Consider the following 19333-nt stretch of genomic DNA (forward strand, 5'->3'; position numbering starts at 1 on the left):
AAGGTGGCACTCAGTCACTTTTAGCTTCAGATGCTTCATATTGATTGTGGTTTCTCTAGATTATGCTAAGCTAGAGTACATATTTTAAACATTTGTCTATGGATGAGGGCAATGAATAAAAACAAAAAGCTAGGATGTTTTTCATTGTTATTGTTAAGTCCTTTAACGATGGCAATGCAACCCATGGATGATCAAAGCCTTTCAGCCACGACTGGGCAAGATGGCTTAACGATCGGTGTGCAGTCAAATATTCAGTTCAATCAGTTGGCAATTATTGATAATGATGGTTTAGCTACAGACTATACCAATCGAGCAGGCTTGGTTGTCGCAGGCGTTGCAGGACAAACGACAGATACCCCCGTAAAAGTAGTCGGTTTAAATAGCGGTGCTGAAACGACACTTGGTTTTACTGCCACGATAGATACCGATGCTGGTACAGGTACAAATGGCGCATTTGCAAATATCGCGATCGCATTTAATAACAATGTCACAGGGCTTCGAGTTTCTCCTTTCTCTGTATACGCAGCCGCAGCAAACTCACTCTCTAGTATTAGCGGTAGTACCTATACACAAAACTCTATTTTTAATTCTGGCACCTTGTTAAAGAGCGATGTCAAAGAAATATTACGCGTCGGAGGAATTGACGTCGTCTTTGCTGCAAATAAGCCCACGATGAATATTCAATTGGGAGCTGCACCGCAAGGCAACATGATCAAGTTTGGCGGTGGTATTGATTCAATCTGTGGCGCTGGTGATGGTTGTAATATCATGCTGGTTTCTGACTATGCCGTTTCTGGGGATTCAACTACTGCACCGATAGGCGCAAGCTTTGATTTTAAATTTACTGGGCATAATGGATCACCTTTTGGTTTGACTGGTTTCTATGCAGGGATTGAAGCGCCTCAAGGTACTAATGCGGGTGGTTTTATTTTTGGACATGCAGGAACAACAGATAAATTCAATTTACAACTCAACAATGTGTTGCTCGGTAGTAATAATGCTCAACAAGCAAATGTCTTCAATAATTTACCCAACGCATCTATGGGCAGTTTTGGTTTGACTGGCGCTTCTGTGACTAATTTGAGAATGAGAGTAAGCGGATTATAGACTGAGGTTAAATCTTCTGGTTTTTTAGTTTTGCGAAAGCGACTTTATGTATTTAGCTCATGAGTCGCTTTTTTAATTCAATAACTCTTATTTTTTTGCATTAAGTGCATCAACAATCAGCTCAAGTTGTTTCATTCGCTTCACTTGCCCCCAAAGCTCCTGTGCTTCAGGATAGGCTTTGCTCATCATGCCTAACCATTGCTTATAACGCCCGATCATGCCAATTTCAGTTTTATATTGACCACTTAAAAAGCGTTGTTGCAATTCAACTAAGTCTTGCCAAGAAAGAAGAGCATGGTCAAGGTCTTGGCGAACACACAAGGTGATATCAGGTGTAGTGACAGCAGCACGACCAATCATGATGTCTTGACAGTGTGATTGTTGTAAGCAAGCTTTGGCATCAGCATTGTTCCAAATTTCACCATTGGCAATGACATTAATTTTTAAAGCTTCTGTAATCGGCTGAATTTTTTCCCAATAGGCTGGCGGGGTATAACCATCTGCTTTGGTTCGAGCATGTACGGTTAACCAACTCGCACCTGCATCTTCGATGGCATGAGCATTATCTAAAGTGTGGTTTTCATCTAGATAGCCCAAGCGCATCTTGGCTGAGACAGGAATGTGTGCAGGAACCGCATCGCGAACAGCTTTGACTAAGAGGTGGACCGTCTCAGGTTCATCGAGTAGCACCGAGCCACCACGATGGCGGTTCACGGTTTTTGCAGGACAGCCAAAATTTAGATCAATTGCTGGTGCGCCTAGCTCGACCGCTTTCGCTGCATTGGCGGCGAGCATGTCTGGGTTATTCCCTAGAAACTGTACATGGACGGGTGTCCCTGCTGCTGTTTTACCATCATTTTTAAGTTCGGGGCAGAAACTATAATAAATATGATCAGGGAGAATAGTATCAGTAATACGAATAAACTCAGTGACACACCAATCAAAACTGCCGACATGAGTGAGGACATCACGCATGATTGGATCTGTTAGACCTTCCATTGGGGCGAGCACAAGTTTCACGATGGTTACCTAGTAAAGCGAAAACAGCGTTATACGCATTTTAAGATTGGCTGTCTAGTCTTTATGAAAACCGTAAAATTAACGCCCTAAAAGCATTTCTAAAACAAACTTGCTACCGATAAAGCCAATGGCTAACAAAATGAAAGCGGTCACTGTAAAGCGAATGGCTTTGAGCCCACGCCAACCAAATTTGTAACGACCGATCAGCAGCGCACCATATAAAAACCACGAGATAATACTAAATGCTGTTTTATGTGCGAGGTGTTGGGCAAAGAAATTATCAATGGTGAAAAAGCCAAAGATTAGCGCAGCCGTCAATAAACCGAAACCTGTAATAATCAGATCAAATAGCAATGATTCCATCACTTGGAATGGGGGGAGTAAATTGACCCAAATTCGTTTTTTCTGTTTCTTTTTGAGTTCTCGGTCTTGGAACCAAAGTAATACGGCTTGTATGGTCGCCATCAAGAGTACGGCATAGGCAGATAAAGACAGGATAATATGTAGATCTAAGCCAAAGCTATGCAGCTCAATAAATTGATTCGGCTGGCTATAGGCATAACCCAAGATTAGACCAACCGCTGCCACAGGCGTACCTATCAGATTTAATGGCAAAATCGGACGAATCAGGCTCAGGATCAAACTCAGCGCCAGCATCAACCCCGAAGTAAAAGAAATGAGGTTAAATACATCATAATTTATCCCCATTGGTGTCATCATGTCTTGGTAGAGGACAGCACTGTGAAGTAGTACTCCTAAACCCACCATCAGACCATAACACCAAAGATTTGGCGTACGTTTTGACATTAGACGAATAAACAAATACCAAAACGAACTGGTATAAGCAATAAGTGCCAAAATTGTGTAAACCAAGGGGAGACTAATCATGTCAAACCTTTTTTAGGAGGATGAATAATATTCACCATTAAGATATAAATTCGCTGCGAACTACAGTATCCTATAGCATCTTATGCATAAATTTTCTATTTTAAGAAAGATTTTTTTGCAACTAGCCATTTTAAGCGGATTTCGCAATGTTTGATACCTTAACAGAACGACTCACACAGAGTTTAAGAAATGTTACTGGCTCAGGGCAGCTGACCGAAGACAATATTAAAGATACCTTACGTGAAGTACGTATGGCACTTCTTGAAGCCGATGTGGCGTTACCTGTAACACGTGAATTTATCGCGAAGGTAAAGGAAGAAGCGCTCGGTCAAGAAGTCATGACGCAGCTTTCGCCTGGTCAGGCATTTGTAAAAATTGTCTATGATGAACTCACCAAAATGATGGGTGAGGAAAATGCAACATTAGATTTAAGTGCAAAACCACCTGTCGTGGTGTTGCTTGCTGGTTTGCAAGGTGCGGGTAAAACCACCACTGCTGCAAAATTAGCGCGCTTCTTAAAAGAACGTCAAAAGAAAAAAGTAATGACGGTTTCTGCCGATGTCTATCGTCCAGCGGCTATTAAACAGTTAGAAACTGTATCCAATGAAGTGGGTGTTGGTTTTATTCCGTCACATGCGTCTGAAAGACCGATTGATATTGTCAATCGTGCGATTGAACAAGCCAAAATTCAGTTCGCTGATGTACTGATTGTCGATACCGCTGGTCGTCTGCATGTCGATGAAGACATGATGGATGAAATTAAAGAGTTACATGCTGCGGTTAAGCCTACTGAGACTTTATTCGTTGTTGATGCGATGACGGGTCAGGATGCTGCCAATACAGCAAAAGCTTTCAATGACGCTTTGGCATTGACCGGTGTGATTCTCACCAAGACTGATGGTGATGCGCGTGGTGGTGCGGCACTTTCTGTCCGTGCGATCACAGGTAAGCCAATTAAGTTCTTAGGTATCGGTGAAAAGCTCGATGCACTTGAGCCATTCCACCCTGATCGCGTTGCACAACGTATCTTAGGGATGGGGGATGTCCTTTCTTTAGTCGAAGAAGTTGAACGTAAAATCGACAAAGAAAAAGCCGAAAAAATGGCGAAAAAGTTGCAAAAGGGCGGAACCTTCAATTTTGAAGATATGCTGATGCAATTTGAACAAATGAGCAAAATGGGCGGCATGATGGGCTTCTTGGACAAGTTGCCTGGCATGAGCAATTCTGGCATTCAAGATGCGATCGAAAAAGCGAATCCAGAAAAGCAAGTCAAGCGCATGGAAGCCATCATTCAATCGATGACCATTAAAGAACGCCGTAATCCTGATCTTATGAATCCGAGTCGTAAGAAACGTATTGCAGCAGGTTGTGGGATGGATGTGGCTGAAGTCAATAAGCTGATCAAGCAACAAACCCAAATGGCGAAAATGATGAAGAAGTTTGCCAATCCATCGGGTATGAGCAAAATGCTGAAATCGTTTGGCAATATGCAAAAACAATTTGGCGGTGGTGGTGGCGGTATGGGACCATTATTTGGAAATAATGATTCCAAGAAATAACCGATCTACATCTGGAAAAAAGGCGCAATCTGCGCCTTTTTTTATTGAGTTTGAATGGCTGTGATCTGTATAAAATTGATACAAAATATCAATATCTAATCAAAGATTAAAAGAAGAAAATTGTCTTTAAATCTATGTTTTATATTGAAAATAGTGTTAACCATGTCGCATAATTTAGTCAATACGATTTATATCACACATTGTGTGAATGCTGACCCTGAACAACATTGGTATCTATGGCTAGAACAACAGCTCAAACAACTGAATGTCACTGTTGAACGCGTTTTTTTGGCAGATGCAAGTCATCCAGATAGCGAAATTTGGCACACATGTTTAGAGGCGCAGTTAAAAAAATTAAATGAGCACAGTATTGTGGTTGCTCATGGGCTTTCTTGCGTGGCTGTTGCTCGGTTTCTTACAAAGAAGCTGCAACAAAAAACCATAAAAGCGGGAGTATTTATCGCACCTTTTCATGAGCCGTTGCCACAGCATCCTGATTTGAATCTATTTATTGGTCATTCATCTTTTGATAGTGGAATATTGAGGCAAAATATACAGCGTCGTGTGGTGTTATTTTCTAGCAATGACCCTATCGTACCTGTTCCATTTAGCTTTAAATTTTCACATATGCTAAATGCCCAATTGATCGAAGTGAATCAGGCGGGGCACTTTTGTGCAGAAGATGGTTATGTTGAGTTTCCACAGTTATTACAGATCCTTCAAACTTTAGTGAAAGCTGAATTGAGCTGAACATAGGTTTTCAATCCTTTCAGCAATAAATCAGACTCAACTTGCGGTTGATAGTGATTCAAGAACTTGGCAAATAAATGTGCATCACCGCCTGTTAAGATCAGATTCTTCGGTGACTGCTGCATGATTTGCTCAATACTACTGATCAGTCCTAGTAAAATCCCATGATGAACTGCATCAACAGTATTGTGACCGGGTTTTAAATTATCGAAAGCGGAATCAGGAATTTTAATGCCTTTGGTATTTTGAATAAGTGCATCGCGCTGCAGATACAAATTTGGCAGGATATAGCCACCTAAATGTTGTAAATCTTTCACGAGGTCAATCGTGAGCGCGGTGCCGCAGCCGATTACACAAAAGCTTTCATTCGGCTTTGCCACTGCCAAGACTTGTAGCCAACGGTCAATCCCGAGTTGGCTAGGGTCATCATAGCCACATGTTAAACCTGCATATTCGGCATGAACTTTAGCAAAAATAATCGGGATATCCAAAATATCGAGAATGATTTGGATACGCTGATTATTTTCAGTATCCAGCACTGAAGAAATGCCCACCCGACTCAAATTTTGATAGCGGAAGTGTTGAATCAAACCTAATAATAAATCGGCAGGAGACTGTAGATGTAACTCGGCAGCGTGTTCAATCACCTGATCTTGTTCTGTGATCCAGTATTTTAAGCGGGTATTACCAATATCGAGCCATAAGCTTTTCATAGGGCGATGGTTTCCTCAAACGGACGCAAGTCGTAAACGACCTTGATAGAAGTGCTGTAGTTGATTCGTTTGGATCATGACCGCGCCATCATTTGAAATCCCTTGAAAGATGCCCTGAACTTTGCCTTGAGCATGTTCAAACTCGACCTGTTGATTGAGCCAAATCGCGTGATGATTAAAGCGGCCTGCCAAATTATAACAACCATGTTCAAACCACCGAGAGGCTTGTTGAATCGCCGTGTACAACTCAGCGATCAAACTTAAGCGATCAATCTGCTCTAAACCTAACATCTGTAAAGAAGTAATCGGTTGATCTGCACTTTCAATCGCTGGGGTATTTAAATTGATCCCTACACCCACAATGGCTTGATTAGCTGAGAGCGGCTCAACCAAAATCCCGCCCCATTTACCTTGTGAACTGTATAGATCATTTGGCCATTTAACTTGTAAGTTTAAATCTTGCAGGCTTGGCATCTGTAAAATATTCAGGGCAACTTCCAGTGCAAGGCGGCCATCTAATGCTGTTTTGCTTTGAATCAGTGTGCTTAAATAAATGTTGCCTTCAGGAGACACCCATTGTCGTTGGTGTTGACCACGGCCTTGTGTTTGTTGTGCACTGCATACCAATCCTGTTGTAATGCCTTTTTGCGCAATTTCACGCATATCATCATTGGTTGATGTCGTGGTCGTTTTGAGTAAAACCACTTCAGGATATTGATTTTTTGCGTTCAATAATTGCTGTAGCTGGCGGGTTGCGAAATCATCCATCGTTTTAAAAGTAGAGTGGTCATGTGTTTATGGAGTTAATCATATATTTGTTGATTGGTGCAATCGCAGGATTTACAGCGGGGCTATTCGGCGTAGGTGGTGGTTTAATTATTGTACCAATTTTATATATTGTCTTTACTCAAATGAATTATGACCCGAATGTCATTATGCATATTGCGATTGGCACATCATTGGCAACCATCATTGTGACCTCAATTAGCTCGGTGATGGCACATCATCGGCAAGGTGCGGTACTTTGGCCAGTATTTCGAAATTTGGCGCCAGGGTTGGTTCTAGGCTCATTTCTAGGTGCAGGGATAGCTGATCTAATGTCAGGACAACATTTGCAATTGGTGATCGGTGTATTTGCGATTTGGATGGCATATAAGATGTTCAAAGGGGCTTATGCTGTGGTCAATTCCAGTCGACATTTACCTTCAGCACCGGTCCAATTTGCTGCTGGTGGTGGTATCGGTGTTGCCTCGGCAATTTTTGGGATTGGTGGGGGAAGTTTAACCGTTCCATTTTTAAATCGATATGGCGTGGTGATGCAAAAAGCAGTTGCTACTTCGGCAGCTTGTGGCTTGCCAATTGCAGCAGCAGGAGCAGTTGGCTTTATGTGGTTTGGCGCCAAAGAACAAATCAATGTGCCAAATACCATTGGCTATGTGCATATTTATGCTTTTCTCGGCATTAGTGTGATGAGCTTTATCACAGCAAAAGTGGGGGCGAAAGTGGCACATCGATTATCTCCTGCGATGCTGAAAAAATGTTTCGCTGGCTTGTTGGTCACAGTAGGTTGTTATTTTGTCTATAAAGGGCTGATGTAAGCTTGTTCGTTGAATTCTGAATAGACTTCCATCACGACAAGCATGTTTTGATGGAAGCTGCGTAGCGTCTCATCTTACTGATCGCATAATTAGAAGCGAGGTTGTTAAAATGTGATTTTACTCATTAAGTTTTATTTTTATGTGATTTTAATCAATAAAATAAATTGCTCATATTTTATCTTTCAGATATGTGGTCAAATCCGATAAAAAAATGTAAATACCTGATATTAAAAATAGAAAATCTTGGTTTTTTAGTCAAATTGGGTGTTTTAATTGTGTTTTTAGCGTGATTGGCTTAAAAAGCAATGAAATTGTCTGACAATGATATAGAATTTATACACTAAGATCAGTTAAAACAAAAAAGCACAACCAGTATCGGAAAATGCGTATAACAAAGATAGCGAGGGACTCATGAATCTCGAAGAGGCTGATAGTCTTTCTGAACAGATTGCAAAATATATTAGTGAACAAATCATTAGCGGTGAGCTGGTTGAGGGCGAACGTATTCAAGAATTACGCATCGCTAAAGAATTAGATGTTAGTCGTGGCTCTGTCCGTGAAGCGTTGTTATTACTTGAAAGAACCTATTTGATCGAAATTTTTCCGCGTCGAGGGGCGATTGTTTCTGAAATGTCTGCTCAACAGGTCAAAGCGTTATTTGATACCAATGTGATGGTGCTTGGGCATATCGTGCAACGTATCAGTGAAACTTGGCGTGTCAATGAGGCAGAGCAATTACAAGCATTGTTGGATGAGTTGGTCGAGTTTGTTCGCGCAGGGGATATTGAAAAATTTTATGATGCGATTTTTAAATATTTAGCAGAACAACACGATATGGTGGCCAATCCTTATTTGATGCAGTTTTATAAAGAACTGTTGCCATCGTTACGTCGTAGCTATTTTTTAACCTTAAACACCTCACGTCGTGAGCTACAAGAATCATTTACCCTGTTTAAATTGGTGATTGATGCTATTTTGATCCGAAAATCACAACAAGCTGCTTTATTTATGGAAGATTTTTGTCGACACTTGCGCAACCTTGTGTTGGAATCTCTGACACGTATGAAACAGATTGAATTGGCTTGGGCGAGACGCTCACGCCGCTAATTAGGGTTAAGAAACGGCAGTATGCGTTTAAGCAGTTTAAAACTTTCCGGCTTTAAATCTTTTGCCGATAGTACAACCTTACATTTTAAGGCGAACCGTACGGCGGTTGTGGGGCCAAACGGTTGTGGAAAATCAAATGTCATAGATGCGATTCGCTGGGTTATGGGCGAGTCTAGCGCACGTCAGTTGCGTGGTGGCAGCATGCAGGATGTTATCTTTACAGGAACATCCAAGCGTAAACCAGTGGGTGTGGCCAGTGTCGAACTTCGCTTTGATAATACTTACGGTAAATTAGGCGGCGCATACAATGCTTATAATGAACTTGCTGTACGTCGCCAAGTCACGCGTGAAGGCAAGTCTGAGTATTTTTTAAATGGCACTCGTTGTCGCCGTCGGGATATTACCGATATCTTTTTGGGGACAGGTTTAGGGCCGCGTTCTTATGCTGTCATTGAACAGGGTATGATTAACCGCCTTGTAGATGCCAAACCTGAAGAAATGCGGGTATTTATTGAAGAGGCGGCAGGGGTTTCTCGCTATCAAGCGCGTCGTCGTGAGACTTTACAGCATTTAGAACATACTGAACAAAACCTTGCACGATTAGATGATATTGCGGCTGAACTTAAATCACAGTTACGTACATTAAAACGGCAGTCAGAAGCTGCGATTCAATACAAAACGTTAGAAACTCAAATTCGAACTTTAAAAATAGAAATTTTGTCCTTTCAAGCCGATCAAAGTCATAAGTTACAGCAAGAATATACTTTGCAAATGACCGAGCTTGGAGAAAGCTTTAAATTGGTTCGTTCAGAGTCACATACGATTGAACATGATTTAGAGGCAACCAGTGCATTATTCCAACGCTTAATTCAGCAGTCCTCTCCGTTGCAACAAGAATGGCAACAGGCAGAAAAGAAACTGGCTGAATTGAAAATGACATTGGAACAAAAACAGGGTTTATTTCAGCAGAACAGCAGCAGTTTAGCTCAGCTTGAACAACAGAAAGCACAAAGCAAAGAACGTTTGCAATTGTCTGAATTACAGGTTGAAACCTTGACCACTCAGTTTGATGAGCAAAATGAGGCCTTAATTGGACTTGAGCAACAAACTCAATCCTCAGAGCAAAATTTAAGTGATCTACAGGCTCAGCATAAGCAAGCACAGCAACAGTTTGAACAGTTAAAAAGCCAAGTAGACAAGCAACAACAGCAAAAGCTGCAAATGGCTGCTCAAATCGAGCAGCTTACAAAAAATGTGTCGCGCATAGAGCAACAGAAACAAACCTTGCAAACGCAAACGAGCCAAATTCGTGCTCAAGTACAGCAGGATGAGCAGGCACAACTTCAACGACACCAGCAGCAGTTACAGCAAGAGATTGTTGCGTTAGAAACAGCCATTGAACAGCTACAGCAAAATGTGCAGGCGCAGCAAGATCAGCAACAGTTGAGTAAGACTGATTTACAGACGCTCAAGACTGATATTCAGGTTTTATTGGCTGAGCAAAAGAATTTAAATCAGTTGATGGCTAAGCAAAGTCCAAAGCAGCATCAAGCTGTTGTGCGCTTGATGCAGAACTTGCATTTAAGCGCTCAGGGGAAAGCCCATGCAGCGATCATTGAAAAGTTTTTAGCCAAGTGGTTGCAAGCGCATTTGTTGGATGATGAGCAGTCTTTCCAAGAAGGTGTGGCGCGTCAGTTAAGAAATCCCTCCCAACCTCCCTTTATCAAAGGGAGGAGTTCCCCTCTTTTCCAAAGAGGGGTTAGGGGAGATTTGCAATATCTATCAGACTGGATCGAATCACCTCAATCTTCGCTATGGTCAAATGTCGCTGTGGCTGAAAATTTAGCGTTAGCATTGAGTCATCAAAAAGACTTAAACCTAGCCCAGTCAATTTTAACCCTTGATGGTTATCATGTTGGGGTAGATTGGGTCATTGGCTTACTTTATGATGAAGATAGCCAAACTGCACAGGGCTTGCTGAGTCATCAAGTACGTTTAGAGGAAATTGAGCAGCAACTTGCTGAGAATCAGCCACAGTTATCTGCTTTGGAACATCAATTTTCGCAACAACAACAAGTTTTGCAGCAACAGCAACAGGCTTTGCAACAACAGCAGCAAAGTCTGAAGAAAAAGCAAAAAGAACTGCAACAACTGGATATCGAGATTGTGAAGTTACAAAGCACTGCACAAGCCTTTGTATTGCAGCAACAGCAACTGGCGGATCAGTTGAAACAATTGGATGTGCAGCTTGAAGAAGATGCGATGCAGCGTGATGACTTGGAGATTGATCTACATGCTTTGGCGATCAAACTAGAAGCCGTCCTGCCGAACTACAAGACTTTGCAGTTTCAAGTCGAAAATTTAACTGAACAGTTGGATGAACAGCAGCAGCATTTAACCCAACAACAGCAACAACGTGAACATTTACGCCGTCAAACCGCTCAAGCCAAACAGCAAATTGAGTTATTAGAGAAAGATATTTCGTTCTTAAAAACACAATACCGACAAATCATTGAGCAGATTGAACAAGCGAAGAAGTTTGTTGATCCGATTCAGCTTGAGCTACCAAATCTTGAGTCACAGTTTCAAGAGCAATTGCAGCAAACGGAAAAACTGCAAAAAACATGGAATGAATGGCAGCTTGAATTGAATCAAGTGCAAGAGAAACAACAACAGCTTACTGAACAACGTCATTTGGCACAGCAAAAAGATGAACAGGTGCGTGAGCAACTCGAACAGAAACGTTTGGCTTGGCAGGCAGCTAAATCAGATCGCGAGCATTATTTAGAACAGCTTAAAGCGCTCAATTCTGAACCATTGTCCGATGTGTTGATTGAAATCAAAGACCATCAGCAGAAATTGGAAAAAGCCCAGCAACAATTTGAAAAGATTGGAGCAGTCAACTTGGCTGCATCGCAAGAATATGAAGAAGTTTCACAGCGTTTTGATGAGCTGAGCCATCAAATGCAAGATTTACAAAATACCGTAACTCAACTGAAAGATGCGATGAAAAGCATTGATCAGGAAACACGTAAGTTGTTTATGACTACTTTTGATCAGGTCAATCAAGAGTTGCAGTTGTTATTTCCGAAGGTATTTGGTGGCGGTGAAGCGACTTTAAGTCTTGAAGATGATTGGCAGTCAGGCGTGAAATTGATGGCGCGTCCGCCGGGCAAGCGTAACAGTTCTTTGGCACTACTTTCGGGCGGCGAAAAGACCTTAACTGCAATGGCATTGGTATTTGCGATTTTTAGATTGAATCCTGCGCCGTTTTGCGTATTGGATGAAGTTGATGCGCCACTGGACGATGCGAACGTGCAACGTTATTGTAATTTGGTAAAAGAGCTTTCTGAACAGGTGCAATTCATTTACATTACACATAATAAATTGGCAATGACAATGGCAACAGATTTGTTAGGAGTGACCATGCCTGAGCCAGGTACATCAAAATTAGTGACTGTTGATTTAGAACAGGCAAAAGAATACGGGTTAGTTGCGGAGTCTTAGTATGGAAATGAATACAATAATAGGCATTGTTATCGCCGTTGTGATTATGCTCGTTGGCTTAACCATGATTTTAAGAAAACCAAAACCAGTTGAGCCTTCATTAGAAACTGATTTGCATATTAACCCTGAAAGTAATCAGCCTGTTATTCCTCGTCATGTTCGTGATCAATTACAACATGATCAGGTGAAGATCGAGGCAGAACGTGTTGAACCGAGTTTAAAGATTGAATCGACTGAACTTGAATCGCAAGTTGTGAAACCTGTGGAATTGGTTGAAGTTGAAGAAAAAACCACGGTAGCTGCTGATATAGAAACGGTTGAGCCTGTAGTACAAGTTGATGTTGATCCCATCCGTGAGACTGAAACACCTGAGCCGCAATTGGAAAAAATTGTAGAAGTAGAACCGGTCGCATCAGCAGAAACTGAGGTGATGGACAAGGATGGGGAAACCAAGCCTGAATCAGAACTGAGCTTAAATCCAAATATTGAGACCGTAGAAATCGCTGACTTCGAAGGCGAGAGTAATATTTTGGATGTACATCTGCATGAGCAGCAACGTTATGATGATGAAAGCGCATTAGCAACGGCTGAACAGATCATCGCCCTTAATGTTTATCCAAACCCACGCCGCGCGTTATCTGGTGATAAGGCATTAAAAGTTTTACTTAAATATGGTCTACGTTTTGGTGAGATGTCGTGCTTCCATCGCTATGAAAATACCGATGAGCCAAGTGCATTGATGTTTTCTGTATTACGTATCACAGATCATGGACCTGCTGGTTTTGATTTGGAAACCTTATCGACTGAACAAGTGCAAGGTTTGGCATTTTTCTTGGCCTTGCCAAATAGCAAAGCAGTCACAGGTTATGACATGATGACCAGTATTGCGGGCTTAATTGCGCGTGAAGTGGATGGCAAAGTCTATGACGAAAATAATCTGGAGTTCACGCCGCAGCTGAAAGAACATTGGCGTCATCATGTGATTGATTATCGCCCAAATCAAGCAACAACATGATTAATCTTTTATAATAAATTCAGTGAAATGTTTTATAGGGCGGTTTTTCCGCCCTTTTATATGGTGAAAAACAAATGGAACAAAATTCAGTGATTGAGCAAATGCGTCAATTGATTCAACTCATTGCAAAACACAATCATGCCTACTATGTCATGGATCAGCCTTCCATTTCAGATAGTGAATATGACCATTTGTTTCATCAACTTAAAGCTTTAGAACAACAACACCCTGAGCTTGTTCAGGCAGATACACCAACCAATAAAGTCGGTGGGCAAGCACTGTCTAAATTTGAAAGCGTCACGCATACAGTGCCGATGCTGTCATTGGGTAATGTCTTTAATCAAGAGGATTTGTTTGCTTTCGCACGCCGTATTGATGAGCGTTTACCAAATCAAAAAGTCCAATATGATGTGGAATTAAAACTGGATGGTTTGGCGATTTCACTGTGGTATGAGCATGGTGTGCTGGTTCGTGGCGTGACCCGTGGCGATGGGGAGACAGGTGAGGATATCACTCAAAATGTTAAAACCATTCGTAATTTACCAAAAGTATTATCCAGTCAGTATCAAGCGATTCCGCAATTTTTAGAAGTGCGTGGCGAAGTCCTGATGCCAAAGCAAGGCTTTGAAAAGCTCAATGCAGACCAAGAAGCCAAAGGTCATAAAACCTTTGCCAATCCGCGTAATGCCGCAGCAGGAAGCCTAAGACAGCTAGATCCAAATATCGCCGCATCGCGCCCATTGGCGTTCTATGCCTATGGAATCGCGCAATGCGAGCCACATCATAACTTACCGACCATGCATGATAGTTTACATTGGTTGACTAAATTTGGTTTTGAAATCGCAGAGCGACAATTTCTCTGTGCTTCAATTGAAGAAGTTCAGCAACGCTATGAACAGATTCAGCAAGAGCGTCCAGATTTAAAAGTTGAAATTGATGGCATGGTGGTGAAGGTTGATAGCCTTAAACAGCAGCAGCAACTCGGATTCCTCAGTCGCGAACCACGTTGGGCCACGGCTTATAAATTTCCTGCACAAGCTGCACTTACTAAAGTTGAAAATATTGATTGGCAAGTGGGTCGTACTGGCACATTGACTCCTGTTGCAAGGCTTAGCCCCGTGAATGTTGGAGGGGTAATGGTATCCAACGTAACTTTGCATAATATTGGTGAAATTCATCGCTTAGATGTGCGCATTGGAGATACGGTCAGTGTGTATCGCAGTGGTGATGTAGGTGTCACCATACACTCAAATGTTTCAAGTAGAACTCAACTAGATTTTCAAATGGCAGTGTAAGGGTAGCAGTAATGTCTAAATATATATTTAACGATAACCAAATCGCCATTATTGAAAAACTAGACCTTAATTTAGGTATAGAAGAAGCAGAGAAGTTATTTACATCTGATGAGCACAGTTGGGAAGAGTTGGAAACATTACTTAAAGTTGCTAATGCTCTTTACAGATCAGGTTATCCGATTATTGAGGATGAGACGTATGATGAATATCTTAACTACTTCAAAACTCATGATCCCGACAATCCATACTTATTAAATGTAGAGCCTGAAGTTTTAATCGATAGTAAGACTGTCCGACTTCCAAAGAAAATGCTTTCTACTGATAAAGCATATTCTTTTGAAGAAATTAAAAAATGGACGGAAAGAATTACTAAAGCAGCGTCAGAAATTGATTTTGATCAAAATTTAATTCGTATTAGGGTTACACCGAAACTTGATGGTTATGCTGCTTATGATGATGGCATAACTCTCTATACCCGAGGTGATGGGACAAGAGGTCAAGATATTACTCGTGCATTTGAACGAGGACTCAAAGTAGCAAAAAACGCAGGAAGAGGTTTAGGCCCTGGCGAAATCGTAATCAAGAAAAGTTACTTTAATGAAGTGTTGAGTGAAAAATTTGAAAACTCACGCAATATCCAAGCAGCAATTATTGCTGAAAAGAAAGTTGATGAAGATGTTCAAAAGGCAATTGATGAAGGTGCCTGTGTCTTCTACCCTTTTTCACTATTAGATAACTGGACGGGAAGTATTGAAGAGTTGTTGTCAAAATTTGATAGTATTCTTGAAAGTATGTGGAACTCAATTGATTTTGATATTGATGGATTAGTCTTAGAATCAACAAATGCACCGATTAAAGAGCATATGGGCTCTACGAGAAAATTCCATAGGTGGCAAATCGCTTTTAAAGTGAATGAAGAATCGGCTGAAGTCGAAGTATTGAAAGTTGTTCATCAGACTTCAAGGACTGGTCGAGTTTCACCAGTAGCTGAATTGGTTCCGACAAAACTTAGTGGGGCTACTTTAAGCAGGGCAACCGTTCATCACTACAATATGGTGAAGACAAATGGAGTTGGTCCTGGCGCAATCATTAAGCTAGTCAGAAGTGGCTTAGTAGGTGTCACCATACACTCAAATGTTTCAAGTAGAACTCAACTAGATTTTCAAATGCACTCAAATGTTTCAAGTAGAACTCAACTAGATTTTCAAATGGCAGTGTAAGGGTAGCAGTAATGTCTAAATATATATTTAACGATAACCAAATCGCCATTATTGAAAAACTAGACCTTAATTTAGGTATAGAAGAAGCAGAGAAGTTATTTACATCTGATGAGCACAGTTGGGAAGAGTTGGAAACATTACTTAAAGTTGCTAATGCTCTTTACAGATCAGGTTATCCGATTATTGAGGATGAGACGTATGATGAATATCTTAACTACTTCAAAACTCATGATCCCGACAATCCATACTTATTAAATGTAGAGCCTGAAGTTTTAATCGATAGTAAGACTGTCCGACTTCCAAAGAAAATGCTTTCTACTGATAAAGCATATTCTTTTGAAGAAATTAAAAAATGGACGGAAAGAATTACTAAAGCAGCGTCAGAAATTGATTTTGATCAAAATTTAATTCGTATTAGGGTTACACCGAAACTTGATGGTTATGCTGCTTATGATGATGGCATAACTCTCTATACCCGAGGTGATGGGACAAGAGGTCAAGATATTACTCGTGCATTTGAACGAGGACTCAAAGTAGCAAAAAACGCAGGAAGAGGTTTAGGCCCTGGCGAAATCGTAATCAAGAAAAGTTACTTTAATGAAGTGTTGAGTGAAAAATTTGAAAACTCACGCAATATCCAAGCAGCAATTATTGCTGAAAAGAAAGTTGATGAAGATGTTCAAAAGGCAATTGATGAAGGTGCCTGTGTCTTCTACCCTTTTTCACTATTAGATAACTGGACGGGAAGTATTGAAGAGTTGTTGTCAAAATTTGATAGTATTCTTGAAAGTATGTGGAACTCAATTGATTTTGATATTGATGGATTAGTCTTAGAATCAACAAATGCACCGATTAAAGAGCATATGGGCTCTACGAGAAAATTCCATAGGTGGCAAATCGCTTTTAAAGTGAATGAAGAATCGGCTGAAGTCGAAGTATTGAAAGTTGTTCATCAGACTTCAAGGACTGGTCGAGTTTCACCAGTAGCTGAATTGGTTCCGACAAAACTTAGTGGGGCTACTTTAAGCAGGGCAACCGTTCATCACTACAATATGGTGAAGACAAATGGAGTTGGTCCTGGCGCAATCATTAAGCTAGTCAGAAGTGGCTTAGTAGGTGTCACCATACACTCAAATGTTTCAAGTAGAACTCAACTAGATTTTCAAATGGCAGTGTAAGGGTAGCAGTAATGTCTAAATATATATTTAACGATAACCAGGAACAAAATTCAGTGATTGAGCAAATGCGTCAATTGATTCAACTCATTGCAAAACACAATCATGCCTACTATGTCATGGATCAGCCTTCCATTTCAGATAGTGAATATGACCATTTGTTTCATCAACTTAAAGCTTTAGAACAACAACACCCTGAGCTTGTTCAGGCAGATACACCAACCAATAAAGTCGGTGGGCAAGCACTGTCTAAATTTGAAAGCGTCACGCATACAGTGCCGATGCTGTCATTGGGTAATGTCTTTAATCAAGAGGATTTGTTTGCTTTCGCACGCCGTATTGATGAGCGTTTACCAAATCAAAAAGTCCAATATGATGTGGAATTAAAACTGGATGGTTTGGCGATTTCACTGTGGTATGAGCATGGTGTGCTGGTTCGTGGCGTGACCCGTGGCGATGGGGAGACAGGTGAGGATATCACTCAAAATGTTAAAACCATTCGTAATTTACCAAAAGTATTATCCAGTCAGTATCAAGCGATTCCGCAATTTTTAGAAGTGCGTGGCGAAGTCCTGATGCCAAAGCAAGGCTTTGAAAAGCTCAATGCAGACCAAGAAGCCAAAGGTCATAAAACCTTTGCCAATCCGCGTAATGCCGCAGCAGGAAGCCTAAGACAGCTAGATCCAAATATCGCCGCATCGCGCCCATTGGCGTTCTATGCCTATGGAATCGCGCAATGCGAGCCACATCATAACTTACCGACCATGCATGATAGTTTACATTGGTTGACTAAATTTGGTTTTGAAATCGCAGAGCGACAATTTCTCTGTGCTTCAATTGAAGAAGTTCAGCAACGCTATGAACAGATTCAGCAAGAGCGTCCAGATTTAAAAGTTGAAATTGATGGCATGGTGGTGAAGGTTGATAGCCTTAAACAGCAGCAGCAGCAACTCGGATTCCTCAGTCGCGAACCACGTTGGGCCACGGCTTATAAATTTCCTGCACAAGCTGCACTTACTAAAGTTGAAAATATTGATTGGCAAGTGGGTCGTACTGGCACATTGACTCCTGTTGCAAGGCTTAGCCCCGTGAATGTTGGAGGGGTAATGGTATCCAACGTAACTTTGCATAATATTGGTGAAATTCATCGCTTAGATGTGCGCATTGGAGATACGGTCAGTGTGTATCGCAGTGGTGATGTAGGTGTCACCATACACTCAAATGTTTCAAGTAGAACTCAACTAGATTTTCAAATGGCAGTGTAAGGGTAGCAGTAATGTCTAAATATATATTTAACGATAACCAAATCGCCATTATTGAAAAACTAGACCTTAATTTAGGTATAGAAGAAGCAGAGAAGTTATTTACATCTGATGAGCACAGTTGGGAAGAGTTGGAAACATTACTTAAAGTTGCTAATGCTCTTTACAGATCAGGTTATCCGATTATTGAGGATGAGACGTATGATGAATATCTTAACTACTTCAAAACTCATGATCCCGACAATCCATACTTATTAAATGTAGAGCCTGAAGTTTTAATCGATAGTAAGACTGTCCGACTTCCAAAGAAAATGCTTTCTACTGATAAAGCATATTCTTTTGAAGAAATTAAAAAATGGACGGAAAGAATTACTAAAGCAGCGTCAGAAATTGATTTTGATCAAAATTTAATTCGTATTAGGGTTACACCGAAACTTGATGGTTATGCTGCTTATGATGATGGCATAACTCTCTATACCCGAGGTGATGGGACAAGAGGTCAAGATATTACTCGTGCATTTGAACGAGGACTCAAAGTAGCAAAAAACGCAGGAAGAGGTTTAGGCCCTGGCGAAATCGTAATCAAGAAAAGTTACTTTAATGAAGTGTTGAGTGAAAAATTTGAAAACTCACGCAATATCCAAGCAGCAATTATTGCTGAAAAGAAAGTTGATGAAGATGTTCAAAAGGCAATTGATGAAGGTGCCTGTGTCTTCTACCCTTTTTCACTATTAGATAACTGGACGGGAAGTATTGAAGAGTTGTTGTCAAAATTTGATAGTATTCTTGAAAGTATGTGGAACTCAATTGATTTTGATATTGATGGATTAGTCTTAGAATCAACAAATGCACCGATTAAAGAGCATATGGGCTCTACGAGAAAATTCCATAGGTGGCAAATCGCTTTTAAAGTGAATGAAGAATCGGCTGAAGTCGAAGTATTGAAAGTTGTTCATCAGACTTCAAGGACTGGTCGAGTTTCACCAGTAGCTGAATTGGTTCCGACAAAACTTAGTGGGGCTACTTTAAGCAGGGCAACCGTTCATCACTACAATATGGTGAAGACAAATGGAGTTGGTCCTGGCGCAATCATTAAGCTAGTCAGAAGTGGCTTAGT

16 protein-coding genes are annotated in these 19333 nt (G+C 40.9%); 12 read left to right on the forward strand and 4 right to left on the reverse strand.

Translation table 11 applies throughout. The features are described 5' to 3' along the window. The first annotated feature begins 111 nt into the window (after positions 1-111). Positions 112-1107 carry a DUF6160 family protein gene (locus tag F991_RS06215; protein WP_004669906.1) on the forward strand — a complete coding sequence of 332 codons (996 nt, stop codon included), beginning with the start codon at positions 112-114 and terminating at the stop codon, positions 1105-1107. 87 nt (positions 1108-1194) lie between these two features. Here the strand turns inward: F991_RS06215 and F991_RS06220 are convergent, their stop codons facing one another. Further along, a complete protein-coding gene (locus tag F991_RS06220) occupies positions 1195-2127 on the reverse strand; it encodes a tRNA dihydrouridine synthase (RefSeq protein ID WP_004669907.1) in 933 nt (310 codons plus the stop codon). Positions 2128-2205: 78 nt separating this feature from the next. Further along, the gene (locus tag F991_RS06225; protein ID WP_004669908.1) at positions 2206-3015 is read right to left on the reverse strand and encodes a cytochrome C assembly family protein; all 810 of its coding nucleotides are present in this window, start codon (positions 3013-3015) and stop codon (positions 2206-2208) included. 146 nt (positions 3016-3161) lie between these two features. Between F991_RS06225 and ffh the strand changes: the two genes are divergently transcribed. Beyond that, on the forward strand, positions 3162-4574 hold the full coding sequence (gene ffh / locus F991_RS06230) for a signal recognition particle protein (RefSeq protein WP_004669909.1): 1413 nt from the start codon (positions 3162-3164) through the stop codon (positions 4572-4574). A 162-nt stretch (positions 4575-4736) separates the two neighbouring features. Beyond that, positions 4737-5324, forward strand: coding sequence for an RBBP9/YdeN family alpha/beta hydrolase (locus F991_RS06235; protein WP_004669910.1), 588 nt, complete (start codon positions 4737-4739; stop codon positions 5322-5324). Here F991_RS06235 and F991_RS06240 read toward each other — a convergent pair. Both F991_RS06240 and F991_RS06245 read right to left on the reverse strand, forming a co-directional pair. Beyond that, positions 5294-6037: a pantothenate kinase gene (locus F991_RS06240; RefSeq protein ID WP_004669911.1), complete on the reverse strand. Its 744-nt coding sequence runs from the start codon at positions 6035-6037 to the stop codon at positions 5294-5296. The genes F991_RS06235 and F991_RS06240 overlap by 31 nt on opposite strands. A 15-nt stretch (positions 6038-6052) precedes the next feature. Further along, entirely contained in the window at positions 6053-6805 is a 753-nt protein-coding gene (locus F991_RS06245) for a biotin--[acetyl-CoA-carboxylase] ligase (protein ID WP_004669912.1), read from the reverse strand. A gap of 29 nt (positions 6806-6834) precedes the next feature. On the opposite strand from F991_RS06245, the gene F991_RS06250 reads away from it, so the two are divergent. From F991_RS06250 to F991_RS06290, 9 genes are all read left to right on the forward strand, one after another. After that, on the forward strand, positions 6835-7635 hold the full coding sequence (locus tag F991_RS06250; protein WP_004669913.1) for a sulfite exporter TauE/SafE family protein: 801 nt from the start codon (positions 6835-6837) through the stop codon (positions 7633-7635). Positions 7636-8046: 411 nt separating this feature from the next. Next, on the forward strand, positions 8047-8742 hold the full coding sequence (locus tag F991_RS06255) for a GntR family transcriptional regulator (RefSeq protein WP_004669914.1): 696 nt from the start codon (positions 8047-8049) through the stop codon (positions 8740-8742). 21 nt (positions 8743-8763) lie between these two features. Further along, a complete protein-coding gene (gene smc / locus F991_RS06260) occupies positions 8764-12249 on the forward strand; it encodes a chromosome segregation protein SMC (RefSeq protein WP_004669915.1) in 3486 nt (1161 codons plus the stop codon). 1 nt (position 12250) lies between these two features. Continuing rightward, complete coding sequence (locus F991_RS06265) at positions 12251-13264, forward strand: cell division protein ZipA C-terminal FtsZ-binding domain-containing protein (RefSeq protein ID WP_004669916.1); 1014 nt, start codon at positions 12251-12253, stop codon at positions 13262-13264. Positions 13265-13338: 74 nt separating this feature from the next. Beyond that, positions 13339-14559, forward strand: coding sequence for an NAD-dependent DNA ligase LigA (gene ligA, locus F991_RS06270; RefSeq protein WP_004669917.1), 1221 nt, complete (start codon positions 13339-13341; stop codon positions 14557-14559). Between the two features lie 11 nt (positions 14560-14570). Beyond that, positions 14571-15779 carry a hypothetical protein gene (locus F991_RS06275; protein ID WP_004669918.1) on the forward strand — a complete coding sequence of 403 codons (1209 nt, stop codon included), beginning with the start codon at positions 14571-14573 and terminating at the stop codon, positions 15777-15779. An 11-nt stretch (positions 15780-15790) separates the two neighbouring features. Further along, entirely contained in the window at positions 15791-16957 is a 1167-nt protein-coding gene (locus tag F991_RS06280; RefSeq protein WP_004669919.1) for a hypothetical protein, read from the forward strand. A gap of 11 nt (positions 16958-16968) precedes the next feature. Further along, positions 16969-18219, forward strand: coding sequence for an NAD-dependent DNA ligase LigA (gene ligA, locus F991_RS06285; RefSeq protein ID WP_004669920.1), 1251 nt, complete (start codon positions 16969-16971; stop codon positions 18217-18219). A gap of 11 nt (positions 18220-18230) precedes the next feature. After that, positions 18231-19333: hypothetical protein (locus F991_RS06290; protein ID WP_004669921.1), on the forward strand; the 1103-nt coding region annotated here is incomplete at its 3' end.

The sequence above is a fragment of the Acinetobacter sp. CIP-A165 genome (assembly GCF_000367985.1).
GTDB lineage: Bacteria > Pseudomonadota > Gammaproteobacteria > Pseudomonadales > Moraxellaceae > Acinetobacter.

Bases quoted from the DNA above. Each gene is read 5' to 3' on its own strand.
- F991_RS06240 (WP_004669911.1), bottom strand. From the start codon at position 6,037: ATGAAAAGCTTATGGCTCGATATTGGTAATACCCGCTTAAAATACTGG.
- F991_RS06265 (WP_004669916.1), top strand. From the start codon at position 12,251: ATGGAAATGAATACAATAATAGGCATTGTTATCGCCGTTGTGATTATG.
- F991_RS06245 (WP_004669912.1), bottom strand. From the start codon at position 6,805: ATGGATGATTTCGCAACCCGCCAGCTACAGCAATTATTGAACGCAAAA.
- ligA (WP_004669920.1), top strand. From the start codon at position 16,969: ATGTCTAAATATATATTTAACGATAACCAGGAACAAAATTCAGTGATT.
- smc (WP_004669915.1), top strand. From the start codon at position 8,764: ATGCGTTTAAGCAGTTTAAAACTTTCCGGCTTTAAATCTTTTGCCGAT.
- F991_RS06215 (WP_004669906.1), top strand. From the start codon at position 112: ATGAATAAAAACAAAAAGCTAGGATGTTTTTCATTGTTATTGTTAAGT.
- F991_RS06250 (WP_004669913.1), top strand. From the start codon at position 6,835: ATGGAGTTAATCATATATTTGTTGATTGGTGCAATCGCAGGATTTACA.
- F991_RS06255 (WP_004669914.1), top strand. From the start codon at position 8,047: ATGAATCTCGAAGAGGCTGATAGTCTTTCTGAACAGATTGCAAAATAT.
- F991_RS06280 (WP_004669919.1), top strand. From the start codon at position 15,791: ATGTCTAAATATATATTTAACGATAACCAAATCGCCATTATTGAAAAA.
- F991_RS06275 (WP_004669918.1), top strand. From the start codon at position 14,571: ATGTCTAAATATATATTTAACGATAACCAAATCGCCATTATTGAAAAA.
- F991_RS06235 (WP_004669910.1), top strand. From the start codon at position 4,737: ATGTCGCATAATTTAGTCAATACGATTTATATCACACATTGTGTGAAT.
- F991_RS06225 (WP_004669908.1), bottom strand. From the start codon at position 3,015: ATGATTAGTCTCCCCTTGGTTTACACAATTTTGGCACTTATTGCTTAT.
- ffh (WP_004669909.1), top strand. From the start codon at position 3,162: ATGTTTGATACCTTAACAGAACGACTCACACAGAGTTTAAGAAATGTT.
- ligA (WP_004669917.1), top strand. From the start codon at position 13,339: ATGGAACAAAATTCAGTGATTGAGCAAATGCGTCAATTGATTCAACTC.